We start from the raw sequence: 22,821 nt of genomic DNA, 5'->3' as shown, positions 1-22,821 counted from the left end.
ATTGGGCACAACAGCAAAATTATCGGCGGTTATTATTACTTATAATGAAATTAACTACATAAAAGATTGTGTAGAGAGTGTTTTGTTTGCCGATGAAATTATAGTTGTAGATTCTTTTAGTACGGACGGCACATGGGAATACCTTCGGCAACACGAAAAGGTAACGTCCGTTCAACATCCCTTTGAAAATTTTACCAAGCAAAAATCGTATGCGCTGAGCTTGGCCAATAATGATTGGATTTATTTTTTTGATGCCGATGAACGTGTTACGCCAAAGCTTCAAAAGGAAATTATCGAAACTATAAACAGCCCAAAAACATGTGATGCCTACTGGAATTACCGGACTTTTATGTTCAAAAACAAAAGGCTCTATTTTAGCGGCTGGCAAACCGATAAAGTTTATCGGCTGTTTAAAAAAAGTAAGTGTGAATTTACCAACGAACGCATTGTACACGAAACCTTAAAAGTAAATGGTACCGAAGGTAAGTTAAAACACAAACTGCTTCATTTTTCTTATAAAGACTATCATGACTATAAGGGAAAAATGATAAAATATGGACAACTTAAGGCAAAGGAAGCATTTTTAAAAGGGAAAAAATGGACATTCCTGCTACAATACCTCCGTCCTGCCTGGAAATTCTTTAACCATTACATTATCCGTTTGGGAATTTTAGATGGCAAAAAGGGCATAATAATTTGCTACCTGAATGCTTTAGGCGTTTACGAACGCTTTAAAGAGCAAAGAAGATTGCAGAACAGCTCTCAGAAACGATCATAAAAACTTTTCCCGGTACCAATCCACCTGTTTTTTTAGGCCTTCTTCAAAAGCTGTCTCCGGATTGTAATCAAGTAATTTTCGTGCTTTATCAATTAGCGCAGTAGTGCGCAATTGATCTCCCGGCCTTGGAGGGGTTATCTTCAATTTGGCTTTGAGTCCGATTATTTTTTCTATAAGTTCTATCCCCTGTTGGGTTGTATATTCAACATCGGAACCTATGTTTATAATTTCACCGTTAATTTTTTGTTCTTTCCCGATAACTGCTGCCATTCCCTTAACGATATCCCCAACATAGGTAAAGCTTCTGGAATGCTTTTCGCTTCCTTCAAATAAAGGGAATTCGGTTTGGTCGTATATAGATTTTATTAGTTTGGTATACAGCTTTTCCGGGCGTTCCCTTGGTCCGTATACAGAATACAACCTTAAAGAACATGCGTTTATTTTTCCTGTACGTTGTTCACCAAGAACCAGCTGTTCTGCTGCCAGTTTTGTCGACCCGTAAAAGGAAATAGGTTTTGGCAAGACCGTTTCTGGCAATGTGGCCTCTTTTCCATAAATAGAAGAAGTGGCAATATTTACAAACAATTTTAGGCTTGGGCAAGCTACTTTTGTCCAGTCCAACAGGTTTTGTGTTGCAAAAATATTGTTCCGCACATATTCATCTAGAGAAGTAGTTGCCGAAATGCCCGGCTGGGCGGCAAAATGAAAGATATAATCAAAAGCATCGGGCAATTTCTTTTGTAAATCTTCAGTTAAATCTGCTTTAACCAAATGTACTCCTGCCGCTTCGATATCGTTTTTATTAAGTTCTTTTAACTTAGGGCTGTAATAAGTTGAAAAATTATCTACTCCATATACCTCGTGCCCTTCTGCAGCAAAAAATTCTGCTGTATGTGAACCTATAAACCCGGCTGCTCCGGTAACTAAAATTTTCATTTCTTTTTATTTTCTTTTATTAATTTGGCATATTTCATATACGAAAAAAAAGCCTGTATAAGGGCAAAGGTAAAACCGTCCAAACCGTGGAATATTCCTTTTTTGAAGATATAACATTTAAAAAAAGAGGTCCAACCATGCACAAAAGGAGCCAAGAAAGAAGTCTTTTTCCCGTTTTTTACATATTCCTCAACCTGCCAATCGGTATATTGATTCTTTTTTGATATAATTTGATGAAAACCGGTCCAGCTATAATGGCGCAGGTGCATTTTGGACTTCAAAACATTTTTACCCGTTACGTCTTGGTGCACAATGGTTGTTCCCGGCTGTGCAGTTCTTTTGTCAAAAAACCGACAGGCATAATCGGGGTACCAGCCGGAAAAATTAATGAGCTCGTCCCTAAAATAGGTGTTTCTTCTAAAACGGTAACCATCGTACGGCGCATCAAAAAATTTTCCCGATTTTATAAATAAATAAGAATCTTCTTCCAACCTTTCGTCTGCATCTAAATTCAATATCCAATTGTTTTTACAAAATTGCAATCCATGGATACGTTGCGGACCATCGCCCAAAAATTTTTGCTGAATCACTTTGGCACCCATTTCTTCGGCTATTTCCACCGTCCTGTCGGAGCTATACGAATCTATCACGATAACCTCGTCGCAAACCCTAAACATATCTTCCACACAACCGCCTATCCACTTTTCTTCATTAAAAGTAATAACCAATCCGCTAATTTCCATTTATTAAATTTTCGATAAAAATACTAAAATCATCATTATTAATATACTTTTGCAGCTATTCAATTTTCCGTATAATGGTATTAACCAAGACTTCCTCATTAAAGAAAAATGTCTAGAAAAGACAAATATTTACCGGAAGACTAAAAAGTTTAAAGTAATTTTAAGTTATATCGTTAAAAAAACGATTTCACCAACATTGCAATAGCTTATCAAAAAAAATACTTAATGCACGAAGAAATAAAAAAAACGCTTGAGGCCCTCAATCAGGGCAAACTTATACTCTACCCAACCGATACCGTTTGGGGCATTGGTTGCGATGCCACCAATGAAGAGGCAATAAAAAAAGTGTATCAACTCAAGCAAAGGGACGACAGCAAGGCTTTAATATGTTTGGTATCCGACCTTAGGATGCTTCAAAAGTATGTATATGAAATTCCCGATGCCGCCTATGATATTATTGACCTGGCCACCAAACCCACCACTATTATTTACGACAGACCGTTAAACATAGCAAAAAACCTTATCGCCAACGACGATACTTTGGCCATCCGGATTGCTTCTGATGAATTTTGCCAAAAACTAATCCGCCAGTTTAAAAGGCCATTGGTTTCCACCTCGGCCAACATAAGCGGACTTCCAACCCCAAAATCCTTTTCAGAAATAAGCAATGAAATTTTAAAAGGTGTAGACTATGTGGTAAATTTGCACCGCGAAAAAAAGAATAGCCAGCCATCGTCTATTATTAAAATTGGTAATGATGCTACGGTTAAGGTTATTCGCAAGTAGTCTCGTATCTTGAATTTATTGAAAAATAAAGAAATTGGACATTTAATCATTTATTAGGGTGCCCATCCTGAAAAATTTGGCATCATAACTGAAAAAATACCGAACACCGAATACTAAATTGGAAAATAACAAACATAATAACGCCATACAACACCCTATATTCAAACTAATTGCAAAAGCTTCAGAAGCAATTCATGTAAAAAGCTATGTAATTGGTGGTTTTGTACGCGATTATTTTTTAAACAGGGAAAGCCCAAAAGATATCGACATAGTTGCATTGGGCAATGGTATTGACCTAGCGCAAAAGGTGGCCGAATTGCTCCCAAAAAAAACCAAGGTAACCGTGTTTAAAAACTTTGGCACCGCAATGCTAAAACACGATGACCTTGAAATCGAGTTTGTGGGTGCCCGCAAGGAAAGTTACCATTTTGACAGCCGAAAACCCGTGGTGGAAAACGGAACATTGGAAGACGACCAAAACCGAAGGGATTTTACCATAAATGCACTTGCCATTTCTTTAAACAAAGAAGATTACGGAAACCTGCTCGACCCTTTTGATGGAATATCCGATCTTCACAAAGAAATTATCCGCACTCCTTTAGATGCAGATATTACCTATTCTGACGACCCTTTACGCATGATGCGCGCCATAAGGTTTGCTTCTCAGCTTAATTTTAAAATTGAAAAAAAATCGCTACAGGCTATCAAAAGGAACAAAAAACGGATAAACATTATTTCCAACGAACGCATTGTAGATGAATTGCATAAAATATTGCTCAGCGAAGTCCCTTCAACGGGCTTTAAACTCCTTTTTGAGACCGGCCTGCTTAACATGATAATGCCAGAACTTACCAACCTTCAGGGCATTGAAGAAAAAGAAGGGCAACGGCACAAAGATAATTTTTGGCATACCCTGGAAGTTGTTGATAATATTTCTAAAAACACAGATAACCTTTGGTTGCGCTGGGCTGCTTTATTGCACGACATTGGGAAGGCTCCCACAAAACGTTTTGATAAAAAAATTGGCTGGACATTTCACGGACACGAATTTGTGGGCTCCAAAATGGTATACAAACTCTTTAAAAGACTGCATATGCCATTAAACGATAAGATGAAATTTGTCCAGAAAATGGTACTCATGAGCTCCCGCCCCATTGTTTTAGCGCAGGACATCGTAACCGATTCTGCCGTAAGACGACTTATTTTTGATGCCGGTGACCATGTTGAGGATTTAATGACTTTATGCGAAGCAGACATTACCACAAAAAACCCAAGGCGCTTCAAGAAATACAATAACAACTTTAAAATTGTGCGTCAAAAAATTGCCGAAGTAGAAGAACGCGACCATGTACGCAATTTTCAACCGCCCGTAGATGGAGCAGAAATTATGGAAACATTTAATTTAAAGCCTTCCAAGGAAATTGGAATTATTAAAGAAGCCATAAAAGAGGCCATTTTGGAAGGTGAAATCCCTAATGAACATGATGCCGCTTATGCTTTTATGATTGAAAGAGGAAAAAAACTTGGATTGACGCCAGTTGAGAAATAGGGATTAGTTAATGGTTAATTGATAATTGATAATTGATAATTGTTAATGGTTAATTGTTGTCCTTATAGAACTTTGAACCTTGAATAGTAATTAGGGAAAAGGGATTAGTCCATCCGCTGGTGACAGCATAGCTACGTAACAGTATAACAATGAACTAAAAACCAGAAACCTTTGAACCTTTGAACCTTTGAACCTTTGAACCTTTGAACCTTTGAACAATAAAAAAAGTGAAGAAAAACTTTAGAAAAATAGCAAAAGTAACCTTGGTACTGGTATATCTGGTTATTATCGCCGGGGCCGTTGTACGAATGACCGGAAGCGGCATGGGCTGTCCAGATTGGCCTAAATGTTTTGGTTATTATGTTCCTCCTACCAATGTTTCTCAATTAACATGGCAGGCTGGACGTTCCTTTAAAAAAGGCCAGGTTATTATTGTTGACCAAACGCTTCAGGTAGCCAAGAAAAATTTTACCACCGGAGAAAATTATAACAAAACCCACTGGGAGCCCTATACCAAACACGATTACGCTATTTTCAATCCACTGCATACCTGGGTAGAATACATCAACCGTTTGTTTGGTGCCCTTGCCGGGTTTGCCACACTTGTTATGGCCTTTGCTTCTTTTTCGTTTTGGAAAAAAAACAAATGGATCCCCGTACTTTCGTGGCTTACCGTTTTTGGCATGGGGTTTCAGGCATGGCTGGGCGCTACCGTTGTTTACTCTGTGCTTGCCCCGGTAAGGATTACGCTCCATATGGTAATGGCATTGCTTATTGTGGCCATGATCCTTATTATTATTTATCAAACAAAAAAAGAGTATTCCCATTTCGGGGGTCATAAGCTTTTTAAAAATGTACTGTTGCTTGCCTTATTACTTACACTTGTACAGGTGGTTTTGGGCACACAGGTAAGGCAGTTCATCGACGAACAAGTAAAAGATCATGGTATTACCAATAAAAGCCTATGGCTTTCGTCACCGGAAACCGACTTTTACATACACCGTTCGCTATCAATTTTAATTTTTATCACCAATGCCTTCCTCTTCATAAAAAACCGAAGTTTAAAACCGGGGTTTTCAAAAATAAACTGGATATTCTTCCTTATTGTTTTAGAAATCGCTACGGGAATTTCCATGTATTATTTTAATTTTCCTTTTGGCAGCCAACCGCTACATTTGGTTATTGCCTCCATACTATTTGGCGTACAGTTTTATTTACTTATGGAAAGTAAGCCCAAAAAGCTAATAACCTAAATATTTGTGCTGTTTGCATTTAAGGCCCACTGTTGAAAAATATCTTTTTAGAATACAAATTGCCAAATGAAATTAAGCCAAAAACTTTGTAACTTGCAACCTGCTGAAAAATGAAAAACCATGATTTATAAATTCAGAATAATCTTAGACGCCGAAGAAGATGTATTTAGGGACATTGAAATAGAAGGCAACAATACGCTGGAAGATTTCCATAATGCCATATCGCAGGCCTTTGGTTTTGACGGTACCGAAATGGCTTCTTTCTATGTAAGCGACGAAGAATGGAACCAAGGTGAAGAAATTGCCCTTTTTGACATGAGCGAGACCGGAACCGATGTAAAACTCATGGCCGAAACTTATATGGAAGACCTCCTGGATGAAAACAACAGGAACCTAATTTATGTATACGACTTTTTTAGCATGTGGACATTCTTTGTTGAATTGGCCGATATTGCCGAAAAAGAAGATGGCGCCACTTACCCAAACCTTTTGTATGTGCACGGGCAACTGCCCGACGCACCACCCGTAAAAAAGTTTGAAGCCGAAGATCTCTCTGAAGGTGACGACAATGGTTTTGACCTCGATAATTACGACGACCTTGATTTTGATGAGCATTGGAACTAACCCAAGCACAACATTAAAAGCAAGGTTCGCACGGTTCAAGAAACACTTTTGGTTTATTTAAAGATTACAAACCCATTAAAGGTTACCGTACCGTTACGCACATAAAACCCGACGGATAAACCATTGATTTAACAATCCTAACAGCATAACCAGATAACAAAAAGCATGATTAATTTATATCCCACACAAATAGAAAGCCTATCCATTCACAGAATAGGAAACAAAAGCAAGAGCGAAGGCACATTTTTTTCAGAAGAACCTTACCGCCTAAACGATGAAATAACAGGACTGCTCAAAGAATACTTTTTTAAGCCTTTTAGGGACAAAGAAGAAAATTATTACCGTTTCGACCACGAAGTCGACCTTGATTATAACGAACTATATTCCATCGCTTCCGAAGTATTTGCAGATCCGCCAAGCATCCACAAACAATCCAAAAGCATTGCCACACATTTGTACGACCAGTCCAACCATCCGCACATAAAAAGCGGCGAAGTATATGTTGCGTACCTTTCAGATGTGGTTCTTGATAATGAAAAGTACAATGCCATTGGGGTTTTTAAATCAGAATTAAAACACGATTTCCTTGAATTTGAAGAAAAAGGTACCAATCTGGAAATCTTAATCCGCCAGGGAATCAACATTAACAAGCTCGATAAGGGGTGCTTAATTATAAATGCCAACAAAGAAGAAGGATTTAAAATTTTATCGATCGACAGCAACCGCTACGACACCAAATATTGGCTGGAAAACTTTTTAAGCGTAGATGCCCTTACCGATGAAACTTTTTTCACCAAAAAATATTTAAAATTTTGCCAAGACTTTGCCAAAGATGTGGTCTTGCCTGCGGAAGACAAAAAAGAAGAAGTTATGTTCATGAACCGTGCGGTGAATCATTTTGCCAAAAACGATGCTTTTGAAGAAACCAATTTCTTGAATGAAGTAATGGACAATCCAGAGCTTATTCCCGAGTTTAAGCATTATAAAACCGAAAAAGGCCCAAAATACAGTATCGAAGATGTATCTTCTTTCCCAATTGCCAACAAAGCCGTTTCGGATGCCCGCAAAAAAATTAAAAACGTAATCAACCTAGATACCAATATTCAAATAAAAATGGACTTCATCAACCCGGAATCTGCCGAGAAATTTGTAGAAAAAGGCTGGGACGAAGAGAAGCAAATGTATTATTACCTGGTTTATTTTAACAAAGAACAAAAAAGCTAGCATAAGCACCTATTTAACAAGAGAAGATATAGCAACATATGTTAAACACTGATTATAAGAAATTGAATTCAACAAACTCCTGCAAATCTTTTTCCTGACCTTGCAGGCATTCATTTCAGCTCTAAAATACCTACAAGGTTTCCAAAAAACCTTGCAGGAATAAAGCAAACGTAATAGAAGTGTTGACTTTTCTTATGTAAAACCTATGTTATATAAAAAGGGTTAAAACATATAGTATCAACCAGAGCCCTGCCCGAATATTTTTCGGGCAGCATTTTAAGTTTTAGCTTTGTTGCTGTAATTTTTTATTCGGTTATTTTATTTTTTAAGTCCATTCTATCGTGCAAAATTCTTATGACTTCAATTTCGTCTTTTGTTATTTGTTGATAGAATATGATATGCTTCCCAGATTTTAGTCCGAGTATATTGCTGCTTATTCCAGTATATGTTCTTCCCAGGGTTGGATTTTTTCCAATTTCTTTACAAGCAAATTTTAATGTGGCATAATATTTATCTGCTTGGATTTCAGACCACATATCGAACGTATAATCCCAAATTTCATTTAAATCGTTTATGGCTTCTTGTCTTAAAATTACTTTAGCCATTTTTTCTCTTTTCTGCTTTTAACTTTTTTAGGTTTTCGTCAAAATCAAAGTTTTCAACTCTCGGACTATTCAATCCCTCTTGAATTGCATTTCGTAAAGCAGTGGACTTACTTTCTTCATCTTCTAAAAGACGAAGTCCGGCACGAATTACTTCACTTACATTTTTATACCGACCGGCAGAAACTTGTGTCTGCACAAATTGGTCAAAATAAGTTCCGAGTGATATTGATGTGTTCTTGCTCATAATTCAAATATTTACTCAAAAATACCAAAATTTGGTAAGTTTAACAAATTGCGTCCTGTCCTAAAATACATTTTTATCCCTTTAATAAATGGAATAATGTGCATTTTTTTGGTTTTTAGTAATGAGAATATAGAAATAGCATGTCAATTATACTCAAAACCTCATTAGATACGTCCAACAACCTATCTGGATACGTCTGGAACCCCAACGGATACGTCCAATAACCTATCTGGATACGTCCGGAACCTCAACGGATACGTCCAACAACCTATCTGGATACGTCCGGAACCCCAACCGATACGTCCAACAACCTATCTGGACATATTCGAAACCCCAACGGATACGTCCAACAACCTATCTGGATACGTCCGGAACCTCAACGGATACGTCCAACAACCTATCTGGATACGTCCGGAACCCCAACGGATACGTCCAACAACCTATCTGGACATATTCGGAACCCCAACCGATACGTCCAACAACGTATCTGGACATATTCGAAACCCCAACGGATACGTCCAACAACGTATCTGGTTAGGTAAAAAATAGGTCTGGATATGCATCGGAGCAACTTAAACACCACTTAATGAGTAAACTACCCCGCCAGATGTTTGTTAGGAATCGTGCAGCAGCCGTTTCATGCTTACATCTTCGTAATTTCTTCTTACAAATTCCAGTGCTACCCTTACCACTTGGCCCATGGAGCGGCAGCGCTTAAATTTTAGGTCTAATGTATAATTATACAGCTCCTGTTTTAGTTCTTCCAAGTTTTCTTTGGTGGTAATATGGTCGTTTACCATACAGCGCAACAATGCTTTTAATCTTTTCTTGGATGTCAAGATCCGCTTTGCCAACAAAGAGCGTTCTTCTTTTTTATATTGTTCTATGGAAGCGGGTTTTAAGCGTTCTTCTACCATTTTTACCATCTGGTAATTTTCTTTAAAAAATTGTGGTTTGTATACCTTAAAGTTCCCTTCGTAGCACTGCTGGTCGAAATCTATTGCGCGTATTTTAAAAATTACATTGTCAAAATCGTGCACGGGTATAATTACGTAATTGTAAGAGCGCATATCTCCCAACAACCTTATCATGCAGCGTTCGTTAAACTTTACAAATTCTTTTGCAATCTGGCTTTTTTGTATGTCGGTACATTCGGGCAGGGCATTTTTTATAAATTCATCGCCCGGGATTCCAGAAATATGTTCTTCGATCAAGGTATCGTGGTAAACGGCAAAGTTAATCCGGTTGGGCGACAGGATATGTTCCAGTTCGAGCCCGTATACCCGAGAGGCATCGGCTTTTTTTACATAAATATAGGTATAGTTGTCATTGAGGATATTTCTAACCTTTATGCGGAAAGGCTGCGAGTTGCCAAAGGTGCAAAAATCAATGGCATCTATATTAAGGTACTGAAAGATGTCTTCGTTTCCATCAGAAAAAATAAGCGTATATACCTGTTTTAAATGGTAATCGATCTCTGGGCGTTCAAATTCAGAATAATAAACACGTATCCAAAGCGTATCGTTATCATCTTCATCATACACTACAACAGAGCCGGAAAACCGAAGCAGGTCGTCATAAGATATGGGTATCTTTGTGGTCCGGTTGTAGCGCTCCAGATAGGTAAGCAACCGTTCGTTTACTGGATAGCTGGGCTTCTTTTTCGACATTAATTTTTCGCTCATCTCGTGTTTTCTTATTAATTAATCAAATTTAATCTATATTATTGTAACAAATCAACATAGAATTCGTCAAGTTAATAGAATCAACTCGAAAAAAGAAAATTTTGGAAAATATTCTTACAGTAAATAACCTCACCAAGAAATTCGACCTTTTAACCGCCGTAAACGATGTTTCCTTTAACATAAAAAAGGGAAACGTATATGGTATTTTAGGGCCTAACGGAAGTGGGAAATCGACCACCTTGGGCATTGTGCTCAATGTTGTTAACAAGTCTGCCGGGGATTTTTTCTGGTTTGACGGGAATACTTCGACACACCAGGCATTAAAAAAAGTAGGGGCCATAATAGAACGCCCGAACTTTTACCCGTACATGACCGCAGAACAAAACCTGAAACTGGTTTGTAAAATAAAAGAAGTGCCAAACGATAAAATCCATGAAAAACTGGAGCTCGTTGGGCTGTTGGACCGAAAAGACAGCAAGTTTAAAACTTATTCCCTCGGGATGAAACAACGCCTGGCCATTGCCTCTGCACTTTTAAACGACCCCGAGATTTTAATTCTGGACGAGCCCACCAACGGATTGGACCCGCAGGGAATACACCAAATCAGGGAAATCATAAAAAAAATTGCCTCCATGGGTACGACCATTCTTTTGGCCTCTCACCTACTTGATGAAGTTGAAAAGGTATGCTCCCATGTTATTATTTTAAGAAAAGGACATATGCTCTATTCGGGCAGGGTGGACGAAATGATTGCCAGTCACGGCTTTTTTGAACTAAAAGCAGATAACGAAAAGGAATTAATGGCCGTTTTGGAAAAAAATCCCGCTTTTGGTTCGCTAAAAATTGAAAATGGATTGATTACCGCTTTTTTAAACGAACCCATGGACGCTACAACATTTAATAAATTTATGTTTGAAAAAGGCATTGTGCTCTCGCATCTGGTTAAAAGAAAAGAAAGCCTTGAAGAACAATTCCTGACAATTACCAAAAACCAAGCTAACTAATGAAACGATTACTCCAAATAGAATTTATAAAACTCTGGAACAACAGGGCCAGCAGGGTCTTAACTATTGCATACTTTATTTTGCTCACTTTTATCGCCCTGTTTGCAACCATAAAATTTGATATAGGCGACGTACATTTTCAATTGGCCGACCAAGGAATTTTTAATTTTCCGTACATATGGCACTTCAATACGTACATTGCCGCTTTTTTCAAGCTTTTCCTGGCCATTGTTATTGTTTCCATGATGTCCAACGAGTACAGCAACAAAACCATAAAACAAAATTTAATAGACGGGCTTAGCAAAAAAGAATTCATTCTTTCTAAATTTCTTACCGTGGTGGTTTTTTCTATTATTTCTACCATTTTTATTTTTGTGGTCTCTTTGATTTTAGGGATGATTTATTCTGATTATACCGAACTCAGCATTATATTTTCTGACCTTGAATACTTTTTGGCCTTTTTTGTAAAGCTCCTGGGCTTCTTTTCATTTTGCTTGTTCTTGGGCATTTTTGTAAAAAGATCGGCTTTTGCCCTGGGCTTTTTAATACTCTGGCAAGTGTTCGAAGGCATTTTTTACGGGCTTGCACATTGGCAACTGGACAGCAATATAGCAAATGGTATTTCTCGGTTTTTGCCGCTAGAAGCCATGAGCAACCTTATAAAAGAGCCGTTTAGCCGTTTGGGGGCCGTACAATCTGTAGCCAGTCAAGTTGGGGAATCTATTACCAAAGACTATTCGGTGCATTGGTACGAGATACTTATTGTTTTAGTATGGACATTCATTTTTATTTACTTATCTTTTGCCTTATTAAAGAAAAGGGATTTATAATCCACAAAAAACAACCTAAACTAAATGATAGCCCCATCAACTATCAAAAGCTGTTTTTTAATGGCACTACTCTACTTTTCGGTCAAGGAAATGCAGGCACAGACCAATGCATTGCCAAACGATTGCGTAAATGCCATAACGGTATGTGGCAGTGGAATGATAAACAGTAATGCCAACGGAAGCGGCGTCCAGGAAATAAGCAACAATGCCTGCAATAGCATGGAACACAATAGTTTGTGGCTAAAAATAAATATTGTCCAGGCAGGTACTTTGGGATTTACCTTACAACCCACTAACACCGATATTAAAGTAGATTACGATTTTTTTGTGTTTGGCCCCAACGCCAATTGCACCAATATTGGGCAGTCCATACGTTGCTCGACCACAAATCCAAACGCTGCCGGACTTACAAATAACCTTACCGGAATGAACGGCACGGCAAGCGAAACCAGCGAAGGCCCTGGGGAAGAGGGCGATGGTTTTGTAAAATGGCTGGATGTCTCGGTTGGCGATACTTATTTTATTGTAATCGACCGCCCTGTAGGAAGCGGCGGGTTTAACCTTGAATGGACAGGATCTGCCACAACTGAAGGCTCCCCTTTTCCCGGTACGCCCATAGCAAATGCAATAACCGGCCAAGAGATATGCAACAGTACCGGAATGCATACATTCTATCTTTCGGCAATGACAAACAGCATAAACCCCGACCCCAACAACAACGTTAGCTTTTACGGCACCGAAGGCGATGCTTATGATCAAGTAAACCAACTCTCGCACAGCTTAACGCTTGATAATTCTTCTCAAAAAATATATGCACGCGTTACCAACGCCAACGGTTGTTTTGATATTACCGATTTTGAGCTTTCATCCTATAAAACCCCTGTACTAAACAATATGGATTTTGTGCAATGCGATTTGGATATTACAAATTCTACCGATGGCAAAACGGTATTCAACCTTTCTCAGCTAAAAGAACAAATAACCAATAACAGCAATACCCAAATTCTTTATTATGAAAGCGTGGCCGATAGAACAAACAACAACCCCGTTGCAAACCCCGAAAACTATATAGGGCAAGACCAACAGGTTCTCTATACCAAAGCAATTGCCCCAAGCGGATGCGAAAGCACTTCCGAAGGTAAAATTACGCTTTCTGTAAAATCCACAACCGCCAGTTTGCCAAAGGCAGCACCATATTTTACTTGTGATTTAAATGCTGAAGATACTGTTCTGGAAGGAGCTTTCGACTTGGCCTTTATCAAAAAAAACGCATACCCAAACCTAGATGTATTTCTTTATAAAAGCCGCGATGATGCCGCTTTGGAAGTAAATGAAATTACATTGGACGAAATTATTTCCGAAAGCACAACCTTGTTTGCACGCCTTGAAAAGAACAACGAATGCCAGGGCGTGGAAGAAATAGACTTAACCGTAAACCCAACGCCTCAAATAAAACTTCCCGATGCCTTTCCACTTTTATGCCTCAACATTGGAAGTCTCCCAATAACCGCCCCAAGCGGATTTGACCTTTATAAATGGTATAAAATTGATGAAAACAACCAAGAAAAACTTATAGAAACCCAACAGACCATTAAAATTACCGAACCTGGAAATTACCGTTTGGAAGTAAGCTATGTATACAATAATTATGGAACCACCAAGGAATGTAGCAATAGCAAAACATTTAATATTGAAGCATCTAATATAGCCACTATTTTAAAAGTTGATGTCGAAGATATTTCTGAAAACAATAAAATTGCCGTTTTGGTTGAAGGGGAAGGCAATTACGAGTATGCCCTTGACACGCCATATGGAACATACCAGAACAATAACATGTTTGAGAATGTCCCAAATGGTTTTATAGAGGTATATGTACGCGACAAAAATGGCTGTGGCATGGTAAGTCAAAAAATATCGGTTATTGGTTATGACAAGTTTTTTACCCCAAATGGCGATGGCTACAATGATTATTGGAGAATACACGGAACAAATGAAACATTTCAGGCCAATTCCCTAATTTTTATATACGACCGATACGGGAAGCTCATTAAACAAATACGTCCTTCAAGTAAAGGCTGGGACGGGAATTACAATGGCATTCCCCTCCCGTCATCTGATTATTGGTTTTCTGCAACCCTTGAAGATGGACGCGAATTTAAAGGTCATTTCACGTTAAAAAGATAAACCCCCATCGGCTGGGCAAAAAATTTAAAATAGTCAATGCCAAAACATTTCTTCATTGACAAGTTGGCTTCCAATTGTCTAATTATTAAACAATTTTCAATCTGTTTCCAATTCATAATTTGCTAATTTTGTAAGATGCGATTCAAAATAAAATCAAATTACAAACCAATGGGGGATCAGCCCGAGGCTATCCGTCAATTATCAGAAGGTATCGAGGCCCATGACAAATACCAAACCCTTTTGGGGGTAACGGGTTCCGGAAAAACATTTACGGTTGCCAACGTTATTCAGGAAGTACAGCGCCCCACCTTGGTCTTGGCACATAACAAAACGCTTGCGGCGCAGTTGTATTCAGAATTCAAACAGTTTTTCCCCGATAATGCGGTAGAATATTTTGTTTCTTATTACGATTATTACCAGCCCGAAGCCTACATACCCGTAACCGGTACATATATTGAAAAGGACCTCTCCATAAACGACGAAATTGAAAAGCTACGCCTTAGCGCAACCTCTTCCTTGTTATCGGGAAGGCGTGATGTACTGGTGGTGGCATCGGTATCGTGCCTGTATGGTATTGGAAACCCTGTTGAGTTTCAAAAAAATGTAATTTCTATTGAACGGGACCAGGTAATTGCCCGCACCAAATTGTTGCACCGTTTGGTACAAAGCTTATATGCAAGAACAACAGCCGAATTTACCCACGGAAGTTTCAGGGTGAAGGGCGATGTAGTGGATGTATATCCGAGTTATGCAGACGATGCCTTTAGGATTCATTTTTTTGGGGATGAAATCGAAGAAATTGAAGCCTTCGACCCAACTACAAACCGCGTTCTTGAAAAATATGACCGGCTAAATATCTATCCGGCAAATATGTTTGTTACATCACCGGACGTTTTGCAAAATGCCATTCACCAAATACAGGATGACCTTGTAAAACAAGTAGATTATTTTAAAGAAGTCGGGAAACCCTTAGAAGCAAAACGCTTGGAAGAACGTACCAATTTCGACCTGGAAATGATTCGCGAACTGGGTTATTGCAGCGGTATTGAAAATTACTCCCGCTATCTTGACGGAAGACAGCCCGGCACCCGGCCATTCTGCCTGCTGGACTATTTCCCCGATGATTACTTAATGGTGGTAGACGAAAGCCACGTTACCATTCCACAGGTACATGCCATGTATGGAGGCGATAGAAGCCGGAAAGAAAATCTGGTTGAATATGGGTTTAGGCTCCCTGCTGCCATGGATAACAGACCTTTAAAGTTTGAAGAATTTGAGGCATTGCAAAATCAGGTCCTATATGTAAGCGCCACTCCCGCCGATTATGAACTGCAATTAAGCAGTGGTATTTATGTGGAACAGGTTATTAGGCCAACGGGCTTGTTGGACCCCGTTATAGAAGTACGCCCCAGCGAAAACCAGATCGACGACCTTGTGGAAGAAATTCAACAAAGGGTTGAAGTTGACGAGCGTGTTTTGGTAACCACGCTTACAAAAAGAATGGCCGAAGAACTTACCAAGTACCTTACCCGCATACAGGTACGTTGCCGCTATATCCATAGCGATGTAGATACACTGGAGCGCGTGGAGATTATGCAAGATTTACGCAAAGGTTTGTTTGATGTGCTCATTGGGGTAAATTTATTAAGGGAAGGATTGGATTTACCCGAAGTTTCGCTGGTTGCCATTTTGGATGCCGATAAGGAAGGTTTTTTAAGAAGTGCCAGATCGCTTACCCAAACGGTAGGCCGTGCCGCAAGGAACCTGAACGGAAAGGCAATTATGTATGCTGATAAGATTACGAACAGCATGCAAAAAACCATTGACGAAACCAATTACCGACGGGAAAAGCAAATTAGCTTCAACAAAGAAAACAATATAACCCCTAAAGCGCTCAATAAGAATTTGGATAGTGCCTTGGCAAAAAATTCGGTTTCTACCTATCAACTGGAAAAAGAAGCAGCCCGGAAAGCGGCCGAACCCGAACTGGAATATCTTCCGAAGGAAAAAATAGAAAAAATAATAAGGGACAAGCGCAAAGCGATGGAAAAAGCTGCAAAAAACCTTGACTTTATGGAAGCTGCAAAACTGCGCGACGAAATAAAGAGTTTGCAGGAACGTGTTTAAAATGGAAAGCGTTAAGAAATTTACTATTGATGGGAATTCCATTTTTGATATTCCTTCTTTTTATAAAGAAGTAAACCGCGAATTCATGAAAAATGAGGATTGGAATATTGCAGAGAACCTTGATGCTTTAAACGATTTGTTTTATGGTGGATTTGGTGAATTAAAATCGATTGAAGCATGTGACCTTGTCTGGAAAAATATAGCCAAGAACAAAACTGATTTAGGCAGACAGACTACTATTGAGTTTTACAAAAACAAACTAAAAAAACCTTCTATTTACAATACAGTATTTATAAAGAAGAAGCTAGCTGAATTGGAACAAGGACAAGGCAAAACATATTTTGATATTATTATGGAAATAATTGAAAATCATCCGCAGATTAATTTAATAGAGGCTTGAATTAATTTTAAACTAAAAAGACTATTCCAGCAAAAAATGCTCAAGAATATATTGTTTCCTAACGGGCTGGCTTATATTGTTCAATGCTTTCAGGAATAATTCTTTTGATATTTCTGATTTATTTTTTTTATACAAACTGGCTTTGACCAATTCAAAATAATAATAGCGGCCTCTCAGCACAGGCTCTACCTTTTCAATGATTTTAATTGCTTCTTCTTCTTGGTTCAATTGCATCAGGCAATAGCATACATTTAATTGCAATATGGGAGAGTCTGTTATGTTCTGTAACAATTTGTAGCATGATGACATTTTATTCCAAAAACCTTCATCATAATTGTTTTCCATCATATAGCTACTCACAATCAACGCCTCAATATAATATTGATTTAATTGATCTGGTTTCTCCAGATAATGAAACCCAGCATTGATAAACGATTGATTCCAAAGGCTTTTATCCTGATCAAAGAAAGAAACCATTTTGCCTTTTGCCTTTCTTGAACCAAAACGGGCGATATGAAAGGAAAATAATGACAACAAATGCTTAATCCTAACGTCTGCATGCTGATTTTTTATGGTTTTTGTTAAAGCATACGCTTCTAGGCACACGTCGTAATTAAAAAATGATTTGGACTCAACAGCATCGTATCCTATGTTAAACACACCATATAAAACCTCGGTTACAAGTGCTATTTCCAAAGGCTTTAAAGCCGAAAAGCTTCCGGGAAATTTTTGTCTGCCTCCCTTTTGGAGTCTTTTTCTGGTCCGCTGAATATTTTTATAGATGGCTTCTTCACCCAATAAGGTTGAAGCACTTATTTCTTTTATATGCAGACCAAATATATTTTTAAGTATAAAAAGAGTTTTTGCCTTTTTCGGGATATCGGTGGCTTTGATAATATAATAAAGTACTTCAAGCCTATAATCCTGCTGGTCGGCATCAAATTCAATATAATTTATCTGAAAAGCTTCTTTTTTTATTTGATTCAGCAAATCATTTTTAGCGACAATAAATAACCAGCCCAATTTATTTTCGGGAATACGGCCATGCTTCCATTGCCTTAAAGCTTTCAAAAAGGTATTTTGAATGGCATCCTCGATAATAGGGATATAGCTTTTCCCAAAATGATGAAGAAGGGAGGCGTACAATTTTCCATAGTATGCCCTGTAGCTCCCTTCTATATTAATTTCATCATCATGATTCATAATCGGCAATGGGTCTTATTTCTGTTGTTCCGCCCCATAAATGGCCGGGGCATTCCATGGCAATTGCCAGCATTTCTTTTTTGCTTGCTGCTTGCAATAAATAATATCCTCCAATTATTTCCTTTGTTTCAAGAAAGGGACCGTCTTTAATAATACATTCTTTTCCCATAATAAAAGTAGCCGTGGATTCTAAACCATCTCCCGATATAAAATTCCCGTCTGACTTTAACTTTTCGACCCAGGCAAAATGGGCATTAATAAGTTCTTCCATTTCTTTAGGAGACAGTTTCTCCATTGTTTGCATGTCTTCATGCAGGAGCAATAAAAATTTTTTCATGACTTAACGTGTTTATTATAAAGACATTTTTCTTCTTCCTTTTTGGACATTCTTTTGAAAAAATTTCAAGAAAAAGTAATCAACCTACTAAATTTACATATTATTCTGTTACAACTATTTAGAACCGTCAGCATCAAGTTTTAAAAGCAAATAATTGGATTCGGCATAAAAATTTCATCAAAAACAATAAAAAAACGAAATCGGTTAAAATATTTTCCTTTCTCAACCGACTATATAGTATAACGCATCCCAACTTAATGAACCAAAAAGAGAAAAATAGTTTTATAAAACGTGTATCTGCTTCCGAAGAGGGAAAGTTGATATACTTTTTAAAACAATGGATTACCAATGGAGAGGATGCCAAGGATATAGTGCAGGATGTGTTTTACAATTTAATACTAGGTTTTGAAGAGATAAAAGACCTGGACAAAATTACCTCGTGGCTGTACAGCACGGCAAGGTTTAAAGCAATTGATTTTATAAGGAAAAAAAAGCCTACCGTAGCTTCGGACCTGATTAAAAACGATGAGGACGACAACGAGATTTTTGAATGGATCCAAAAGCATACTCCGGCCGATCAAGTTGATGAGTTATGGAAAGAAGAAGTGTACAACGTACTCGAAAACACCTTGGAAACCCTACCCGAAGAACAAAGGGACGCCTTTGTACTTTACGAGCTTGAAGGCTTTTCCATGGCACAGATTGCCGAACTAAAAGAAACATCGGTTAACACCATTTTGTCGCGCAAACGATATGCCGTTTCCCGATTAAAAATAGCATTGCAGAAATTGTATAACGAATTAAATGACTAAGCATATGAAAGGATTAAAAATTATTGGATTTATATTTTTTAAAGTAGCCGTAATTGCACTGTATGTTTTTATAGTGATGCTGTTATGGAACTGGCTCATGCCAACTATTTTTGGAATTACAACCCTAACTTTTTGGCAGACCTTGGGCGTATTGCTCTTGTGCAAGCTCCTGTTTTTAGGAAGTGGCTGGGGAGGATACCGTGGCAGGTTTAGGGGAAAACGGGGAAGGCCCGCGGGAAAACCCTGGGAAAACGGGTTAAAACAACGATTAAAGGAAAGATGTAAAAACCATAAAACCAACAATGATGAATAAAAGAACCGCACTGGAAATATTGGTCTTTGCCACCAATATTTTTTCTACCGAACAAATAAACAAGGTACTGGAAAAGCTATTGACGCATCCCGGTGTTAAACAAGCAAATTTCGACCTGGAAGACATTGACAAGATATTAAGGGTAGTATCTTGCGGCATTACAGAAAGGGAAGTTGAAGAAGTATTACAAAACCAGAACATACATTGTTTGGCGCTGGCTTAAAATTAGCATGCATTACTAGGCCCTATTTTTAAAAGGAACTATTACACCTTTTTCCAGATAGTTTTTGAGCCCATTTAAAAGCATGGCCCAACAAAACGAAGAAATACGAAAATGTTTATTGTCGGTTTTCCACATACGATGCATAAAGCTAAGTAATACTTTTCCCTTTTCTTCTGCCAGTTTAAAATCCAAAACGGTACCGTTCCAGTCCAGATCGGCCTGTGTTATTGTTATTTCTAATGATTTAGCAGGAATGCAGGCCGTTACTTCACCGAACCAATTGTCTTCTTCTGAGAAATAAAAATTATACACTTCGCCCATTTTGGGAGTTCCCGTACATTTTTTTGTCCACCAATTATTTAATTGATCTGGTTGCGATATGCCTTTAAAAACATTTTTGGCAGAAGTATTTATATACAGGTCGTGATATATACAATAATTTTGGCTCATTAAAATTTATTTCTCCTAAAATACAATATTTCAATTTATTATATAAAAAATCGCCACGGAAATCCGTGGCGATTTTTAACTAACTAACCAAACTTAACATTATGAAAAACTAATCATTCTATCGTTATGCTATCTCGATAAGCCTTTTTGGTTTTGGCAAGGCTTCTTCTTTTTTTGGCAATGCCAATACAAGCACGCCATCTTCGTAGGTAGCATTTATTTTATCGCTGTCTACAGTTTCCGGAAGTGTAAAAATTCTTTTAAAAGAGGTATAGCTAAATTCCTTACGGGAATACCTAGCGTTTTCCTTTGAGTCTTTCTCTTCGGACTCCTTTTTAACATCCGCAGAAACGGTTAAAATATTTTTGTCTATTTCTACGTTAAAATCTTCCTTCTTCATTCCCGGAGCGGCAACTTCAAGCGAAAACTTATTGTCTTCCTCTTTAATGTTTACGGCCGGTACAGAAGATGAAAAATTTTCAATTCCGCCAAACCAATCTGGTTTTAACACTTCATCAAAAAAACTTGGAAACAAACTGTTATTTCTTCTTACTAAGCTCATTGTTTATATTTTTTTAGTTAAACTTTAATTTTAATAATTGTACAAACTGCTATAGTCAAATTTAATTCCAATTCACCTTTACTGACTTTTTGTCATTTATCAAGATATAATTACTGACATTTAGTCTTGATTTGTATGTTTTTAAGTTTAAAATGAAGCTAAAAATGGCAGAAACCTAGAAAGTATTATATTTAGATACGCCATAAAATATGCTCCTACATGAAAATTATACTTCGAAAACTTAAAACCTTTTTTACGAACATAGAAAATCAAATTGCCTTTTACCCATCGATTATTGCTGTTTTGGGAGTGCTTTTTGCGTTTATAATGATCTATCTGGAAAATTTAGGGGCTTCGAAGTACTTTAGGAATAACATCCCTCTTTTAGTTCTAGATAATGCCGATACCGCACGCGCGCTTTTGGGCGTATTTATCGGGGGGCTTATATCGTTAATGGTTTTTAGCTTTTCAATGGTTATGGTATTGCTCAACCAAGCTTCAAACAGTTTTTCTCCACGTATTTTACCGGGACTAATTTCCAACCGGAGGCATCAATTGGTACTTGGGCTGTATATTGCCACGCTGCTTTATTGTATTTTTATATTGGTATCTATAGAACCTACCGCCGACAAGGATAAAATACCGGGCTTTTCCGTTTTGATAAGCATTTTTTTAACCGTGTTCTGCCTGGCCGCATTTGTATATTTTATCCATTCGATATCGCAGTCCATACAGATAAACAATATCCTAGAAAACATTTACGATTCTTCAAAGTCGAGGCTTAATAAACTAATAGATGCTCAAAATGGCAATCCGGTTGTTTTTCCCGAAACAGAACAATGGAAAAAGTACAACTCCAACCGCTCCGGGTATTTGCAAACAATAGCCATGGATGCGCTTATAGAAATTGCAAGTGAACATAAAACAAAATTTAAAATACTGGTTGCCAAAGGAAATTTTATACTGGACGGGGTGCCCTTGCTCTTATCTGAAAAAGAGTTGGACGAAAAGGTTGCCAAGGAAGCTTTAAGTACTTTTATATTTGCAAAAGGGGAACTGATACACAACAATTATGTCCTGGCCTTTAAGCAAATAACCGAGATAACCGTAAAAGCTATGTCGCCGGGAATTAACGATCCGGGTACCGCCCTTAACGCCATTGATTACTTAACAGAATTGTTGGCATTGAGAATGTTAAAAAAAGATACAAACATTTACACCAAAGACGACACCCCCATTGTTTACGAAACATCCATAAGTTTTAAGGAACTACTGTACAACGTTATGGCATCAATTAGGTTGTATTGCAAGCACGACATTATTATTATACAGAAATTAATGGTTATGTTTAAATACCTACAATACCAACATTGTGTAGATAAAAGTTATAAAGAAAGTATTGTGCATGAAATAAAAACACTTGCCAGGGAAGCCAGTTCAAGCTTGAGCAATCAAAGCGATAAGGATGTATTGAACAACTATTTAAAAGGCTTCGATATTAATTTAGGCAATGGCAGCTAGTTGTAATATGTTTTAAATATAGCTACCAAAATTTCTGGTGGCACTACCCTGTCCGGATAATTTTCCATTACTTTTAACACCCTGTCCATGGCAAATGGGCTCAATCCCATGCGCAGGCCGAATTCTTTTAATTTCTGTACTTCTTTGGAATGTTGATCCTTATCTATATTCATCAACAACACCAATCGGTGAAACTGCAAAATCCGCTCAGATTCAGGAGTTGGAGGTATGTACGGGGCATGGTTTTTCTCGAACAACGCGTCAAGGTCTTCTTTTGCAATGTTCATATGTTTAGCAATTGCATAAATAAAATCGTATTCCCGGTCGTTGATGGAATGGTCTGCTTGGATAAGGGCAATCATTTCAGACAATAGGCTAAGCTTTTGTTCTTTTTCACTCATTGTATTGGGGCATTTCAATGGTTTTTT

The 22,821-nt window shown here is 37.9% G+C and carries 26 protein-coding genes; 15 read left to right on the top strand and 11 right to left on the bottom strand.

The window, feature by feature from the left end; translation table 11 throughout:
• Window position 1: 1 nt before the first annotated feature.
• Entirely contained in the window at window positions 2-778 is a 777-nt protein-coding gene (locus PSF86_RS14495) for a glycosyltransferase family 2 protein (RefSeq protein WP_277900813.1), read from the top strand.
• Here the strand turns inward: PSF86_RS14495 and PSF86_RS14490 are convergent.
• Together PSF86_RS14490 and PSF86_RS14485 are read right to left on the bottom strand one after the other, a co-directional pair.
• Window positions 773-1,714 carry an NAD-dependent epimerase/dehydratase family protein gene (locus PSF86_RS14490; protein ID WP_277900812.1) on the bottom strand — a complete coding sequence of 314 codons (942 nt, stop codon included), beginning with the start codon at window positions 1,712-1,714 and terminating at the stop codon, window positions 773-775. The two genes, PSF86_RS14495 and PSF86_RS14490, sit on opposite strands and share 6 nt — an antisense overlap.
• Window positions 1,711-2,457 carry a glycosyltransferase family 2 protein gene (locus tag PSF86_RS14485; protein WP_277900811.1) on the bottom strand — a complete coding sequence of 249 codons (747 nt, stop codon included), beginning with the start codon at window positions 2,455-2,457 and terminating at the stop codon, window positions 1,711-1,713. The genes PSF86_RS14490 and PSF86_RS14485 overlap by 4 nt, the downstream gene beginning before the upstream one ends.
• 225 nt (window positions 2,458-2,682) lie before the next feature.
• On the opposite strand from PSF86_RS14485, the gene PSF86_RS14480 reads away from it, so the two are divergent.
• The 5 genes from PSF86_RS14480 to PSF86_RS14460 all read left to right on the top strand — a co-directional run bounded on the left by PSF86_RS14480 (window position 2,683) and on the right by PSF86_RS14460 (window position 7,893).
• Entirely contained in the window at window positions 2,683-3,243 is a 561-nt protein-coding gene (locus PSF86_RS14480) for an L-threonylcarbamoyladenylate synthase (protein ID WP_277900810.1), read from the top strand.
• A 118-nt stretch (window positions 3,244-3,361) separates the two neighbouring features.
• Complete coding sequence (locus tag PSF86_RS14475; RefSeq protein ID WP_277900809.1) at window positions 3,362-4,792, top strand: CCA tRNA nucleotidyltransferase; 1,431 nt, start codon at window positions 3,362-3,364, stop codon at window positions 4,790-4,792.
• A 227-nt stretch (window positions 4,793-5,019) separates the two neighbouring features.
• Window positions 5,020-6,045 carry a COX15/CtaA family protein gene (locus PSF86_RS14470; protein ID WP_277900808.1) on the top strand — a complete coding sequence of 342 codons (1,026 nt, stop codon included), beginning with the start codon at window positions 5,020-5,022 and terminating at the stop codon, window positions 6,043-6,045.
• Between the two features lie 120 nt (window positions 6,046-6,165).
• The gene (locus PSF86_RS14465; RefSeq protein WP_277900807.1) at window positions 6,166-6,669 is read left to right on the top strand and encodes an IS1096 element passenger TnpR family protein; all 504 of its coding nucleotides are present in this window, start codon (window positions 6,166-6,168) and stop codon (window positions 6,667-6,669) included.
• A gap of 165 nt (window positions 6,670-6,834) precedes the next feature.
• Window positions 6,835-7,893, top strand: coding sequence for a nucleoid-associated protein (locus PSF86_RS14460; protein WP_277900806.1), 1,059 nt, complete (start codon window positions 6,835-6,837; stop codon window positions 7,891-7,893).
• A 305-nt stretch (window positions 7,894-8,198) separates the two neighbouring features.
• Here the strand turns inward: PSF86_RS14460 and PSF86_RS14455 are convergent, their stop codons facing one another.
• The 4 genes from PSF86_RS14455 to PSF86_RS14440 form a co-directional block, all read right to left on the bottom strand.
• The gene (locus PSF86_RS14455; protein ID WP_277900805.1) at window positions 8,199-8,498 is read right to left on the bottom strand and encodes a type II toxin-antitoxin system RelE/ParE family toxin; all 300 of its coding nucleotides are present in this window, start codon (window positions 8,496-8,498) and stop codon (window positions 8,199-8,201) included.
• The gene (locus PSF86_RS14450; RefSeq protein WP_277900804.1) at window positions 8,491-8,742 is read right to left on the bottom strand and encodes a type II toxin-antitoxin system ParD family antitoxin; all 252 of its coding nucleotides are present in this window, start codon (window positions 8,740-8,742) and stop codon (window positions 8,491-8,493) included. The genes PSF86_RS14455 and PSF86_RS14450 overlap by 8 nt, the downstream gene beginning before the upstream one ends.
• Window positions 8,743-9,096: 354 nt before the next feature.
• Window positions 9,097-9,264, bottom strand: coding sequence for a hypothetical protein (locus PSF86_RS14445; RefSeq protein WP_277900803.1), 168 nt, complete (start codon window positions 9,262-9,264; stop codon window positions 9,097-9,099).
• Between the two features lie 92 nt (window positions 9,265-9,356).
• The gene (locus PSF86_RS14440) at window positions 9,357-10,427 is read right to left on the bottom strand and encodes a hypothetical protein (RefSeq protein ID WP_277900802.1); all 1,071 of its coding nucleotides are present in this window, start codon (window positions 10,425-10,427) and stop codon (window positions 9,357-9,359) included.
• A gap of 101 nt (window positions 10,428-10,528) precedes the next feature.
• Between PSF86_RS14440 and PSF86_RS14435 the strand changes: the two genes are divergently transcribed.
• The 5 genes from PSF86_RS14435 (at window position 10,529) to PSF86_RS14415 (ending at window position 16,972) form a co-directional block, all read left to right on the top strand.
• Window positions 10,529-11,431, top strand: coding sequence for an ABC transporter ATP-binding protein (locus tag PSF86_RS14435; protein ID WP_277900801.1), 903 nt, complete (start codon window positions 10,529-10,531; stop codon window positions 11,429-11,431).
• Complete coding sequence (locus tag PSF86_RS14430) at window positions 11,431-12,261, top strand: ABC transporter permease (RefSeq protein ID WP_277900800.1); 831 nt, start codon at window positions 11,431-11,433, stop codon at window positions 12,259-12,261. Before PSF86_RS14435 ends, PSF86_RS14430 begins: the two co-directional genes overlap by 1 nt.
• 60 nt (window positions 12,262-12,321) lie before the next feature.
• Entirely contained in the window at window positions 12,322-14,445 is a 2,124-nt protein-coding gene (locus tag PSF86_RS14425; RefSeq protein ID WP_277900799.1) for a T9SS type B sorting domain-containing protein, read from the top strand.
• A gap of 135 nt (window positions 14,446-14,580) precedes the next feature.
• Window positions 14,581-16,572: an excinuclease ABC subunit UvrB gene (gene uvrB / locus PSF86_RS14420; RefSeq protein ID WP_277900798.1), complete on the top strand. Its 1,992-nt coding sequence runs from the start codon at window positions 14,581-14,583 to the stop codon at window positions 16,570-16,572.
• A gap of 1 nt (window position 16,573) precedes the next feature.
• On the top strand, window positions 16,574-16,972 hold the full coding sequence (locus PSF86_RS14415) for a barstar family protein (protein ID WP_277900797.1): 399 nt from the start codon (window positions 16,574-16,576) through the stop codon (window positions 16,970-16,972).
• A gap of 21 nt (window positions 16,973-16,993) precedes the next feature.
• Here the strand turns inward: PSF86_RS14415 and PSF86_RS14410 are convergent, their stop codons facing one another.
• Both PSF86_RS14410 and PSF86_RS14405 read right to left on the bottom strand, forming a co-directional pair.
• Window positions 16,994-18,175, bottom strand: coding sequence for a DUF6596 domain-containing protein (locus PSF86_RS14410; RefSeq protein WP_277900796.1), 1,182 nt, complete (start codon window positions 18,173-18,175; stop codon window positions 16,994-16,996).
• Window positions 18,165-18,512 carry a YciI family protein gene (locus PSF86_RS14405; protein WP_277900795.1) on the bottom strand — a complete coding sequence of 116 codons (348 nt, stop codon included), beginning with the start codon at window positions 18,510-18,512 and terminating at the stop codon, window positions 18,165-18,167. The genes PSF86_RS14410 and PSF86_RS14405 overlap by 11 nt, the downstream gene beginning before the upstream one ends.
• A gap of 257 nt (window positions 18,513-18,769) precedes the next feature.
• Here PSF86_RS14405 and PSF86_RS14400 point away from each other — a divergent pair, with 257 nt between their 5' ends.
• The 3 genes from PSF86_RS14400 to PSF86_RS14390 are packed head-to-tail and all read left to right on the top strand — an operon-like array spanning window position 18,770 to window position 19,860.
• Entirely contained in the window at window positions 18,770-19,324 is a 555-nt protein-coding gene (locus tag PSF86_RS14400; protein ID WP_277900794.1) for an RNA polymerase sigma factor, read from the top strand.
• A gap of 4 nt (window positions 19,325-19,328) precedes the next feature.
• Complete coding sequence (locus PSF86_RS14395) at window positions 19,329-19,637, top strand: hypothetical protein (RefSeq protein ID WP_277900793.1); 309 nt, start codon at window positions 19,329-19,331, stop codon at window positions 19,635-19,637.
• A complete protein-coding gene (locus tag PSF86_RS14390) occupies window positions 19,630-19,860 on the top strand; it encodes a hypothetical protein (protein WP_277900792.1) in 231 nt (76 codons plus the stop codon). Before PSF86_RS14395 ends, PSF86_RS14390 begins: the two co-directional genes overlap by 8 nt.
• Window positions 19,861-19,875: 15 nt before the next feature.
• On the opposite strand, the gene PSF86_RS14385 is transcribed toward PSF86_RS14390, so the two are convergent.
• Window positions 19,876-20,310 (bottom strand): SRPBCC family protein, encoded by a 435-nt coding sequence (locus PSF86_RS14385; RefSeq protein ID WP_277900791.1) that lies wholly within the window; start codon window positions 20,308-20,310, stop codon window positions 19,876-19,878.
• Window positions 20,311-20,434: 124 nt separating this feature from the next.
• The gene (locus PSF86_RS14380) at window positions 20,435-20,872 is read right to left on the bottom strand and encodes an Hsp20/alpha crystallin family protein (RefSeq protein WP_277900790.1); all 438 of its coding nucleotides are present in this window, start codon (window positions 20,870-20,872) and stop codon (window positions 20,435-20,437) included.
• Window positions 20,873-21,091: 219 nt separating this feature from the next.
• On the opposite strand from PSF86_RS14380, the gene PSF86_RS14375 reads away from it, so the two are divergent.
• Window positions 21,092-22,393 carry a DUF2254 domain-containing protein gene (locus PSF86_RS14375; RefSeq protein WP_277900789.1) on the top strand — a complete coding sequence of 434 codons (1,302 nt, stop codon included), beginning with the start codon at window positions 21,092-21,094 and terminating at the stop codon, window positions 22,391-22,393.
• On the opposite strand, the gene PSF86_RS14370 is transcribed toward PSF86_RS14375, so the two are convergent.
• Complete coding sequence (locus PSF86_RS14370; protein ID WP_277900788.1) at window positions 22,390-22,794, bottom strand: TerB family tellurite resistance protein; 405 nt, start codon at window positions 22,792-22,794, stop codon at window positions 22,390-22,392. The two genes, PSF86_RS14375 and PSF86_RS14370, sit on opposite strands and share 4 nt — an antisense overlap.
• Window positions 22,795-22,821: the final 27 nt, after the last annotated feature.

The sequence above is a fragment of the Galbibacter pacificus genome (assembly GCF_029603165.1).
In the GTDB taxonomy this organism is placed as follows: domain Bacteria; phylum Bacteroidota; class Bacteroidia; order Flavobacteriales; family Flavobacteriaceae; genus Galbibacter; species Galbibacter pacificus.
Note: the sequence above shows the minus strand (reverse complement) of the source record. Positions and strands in the feature narration are given on the sequence as shown.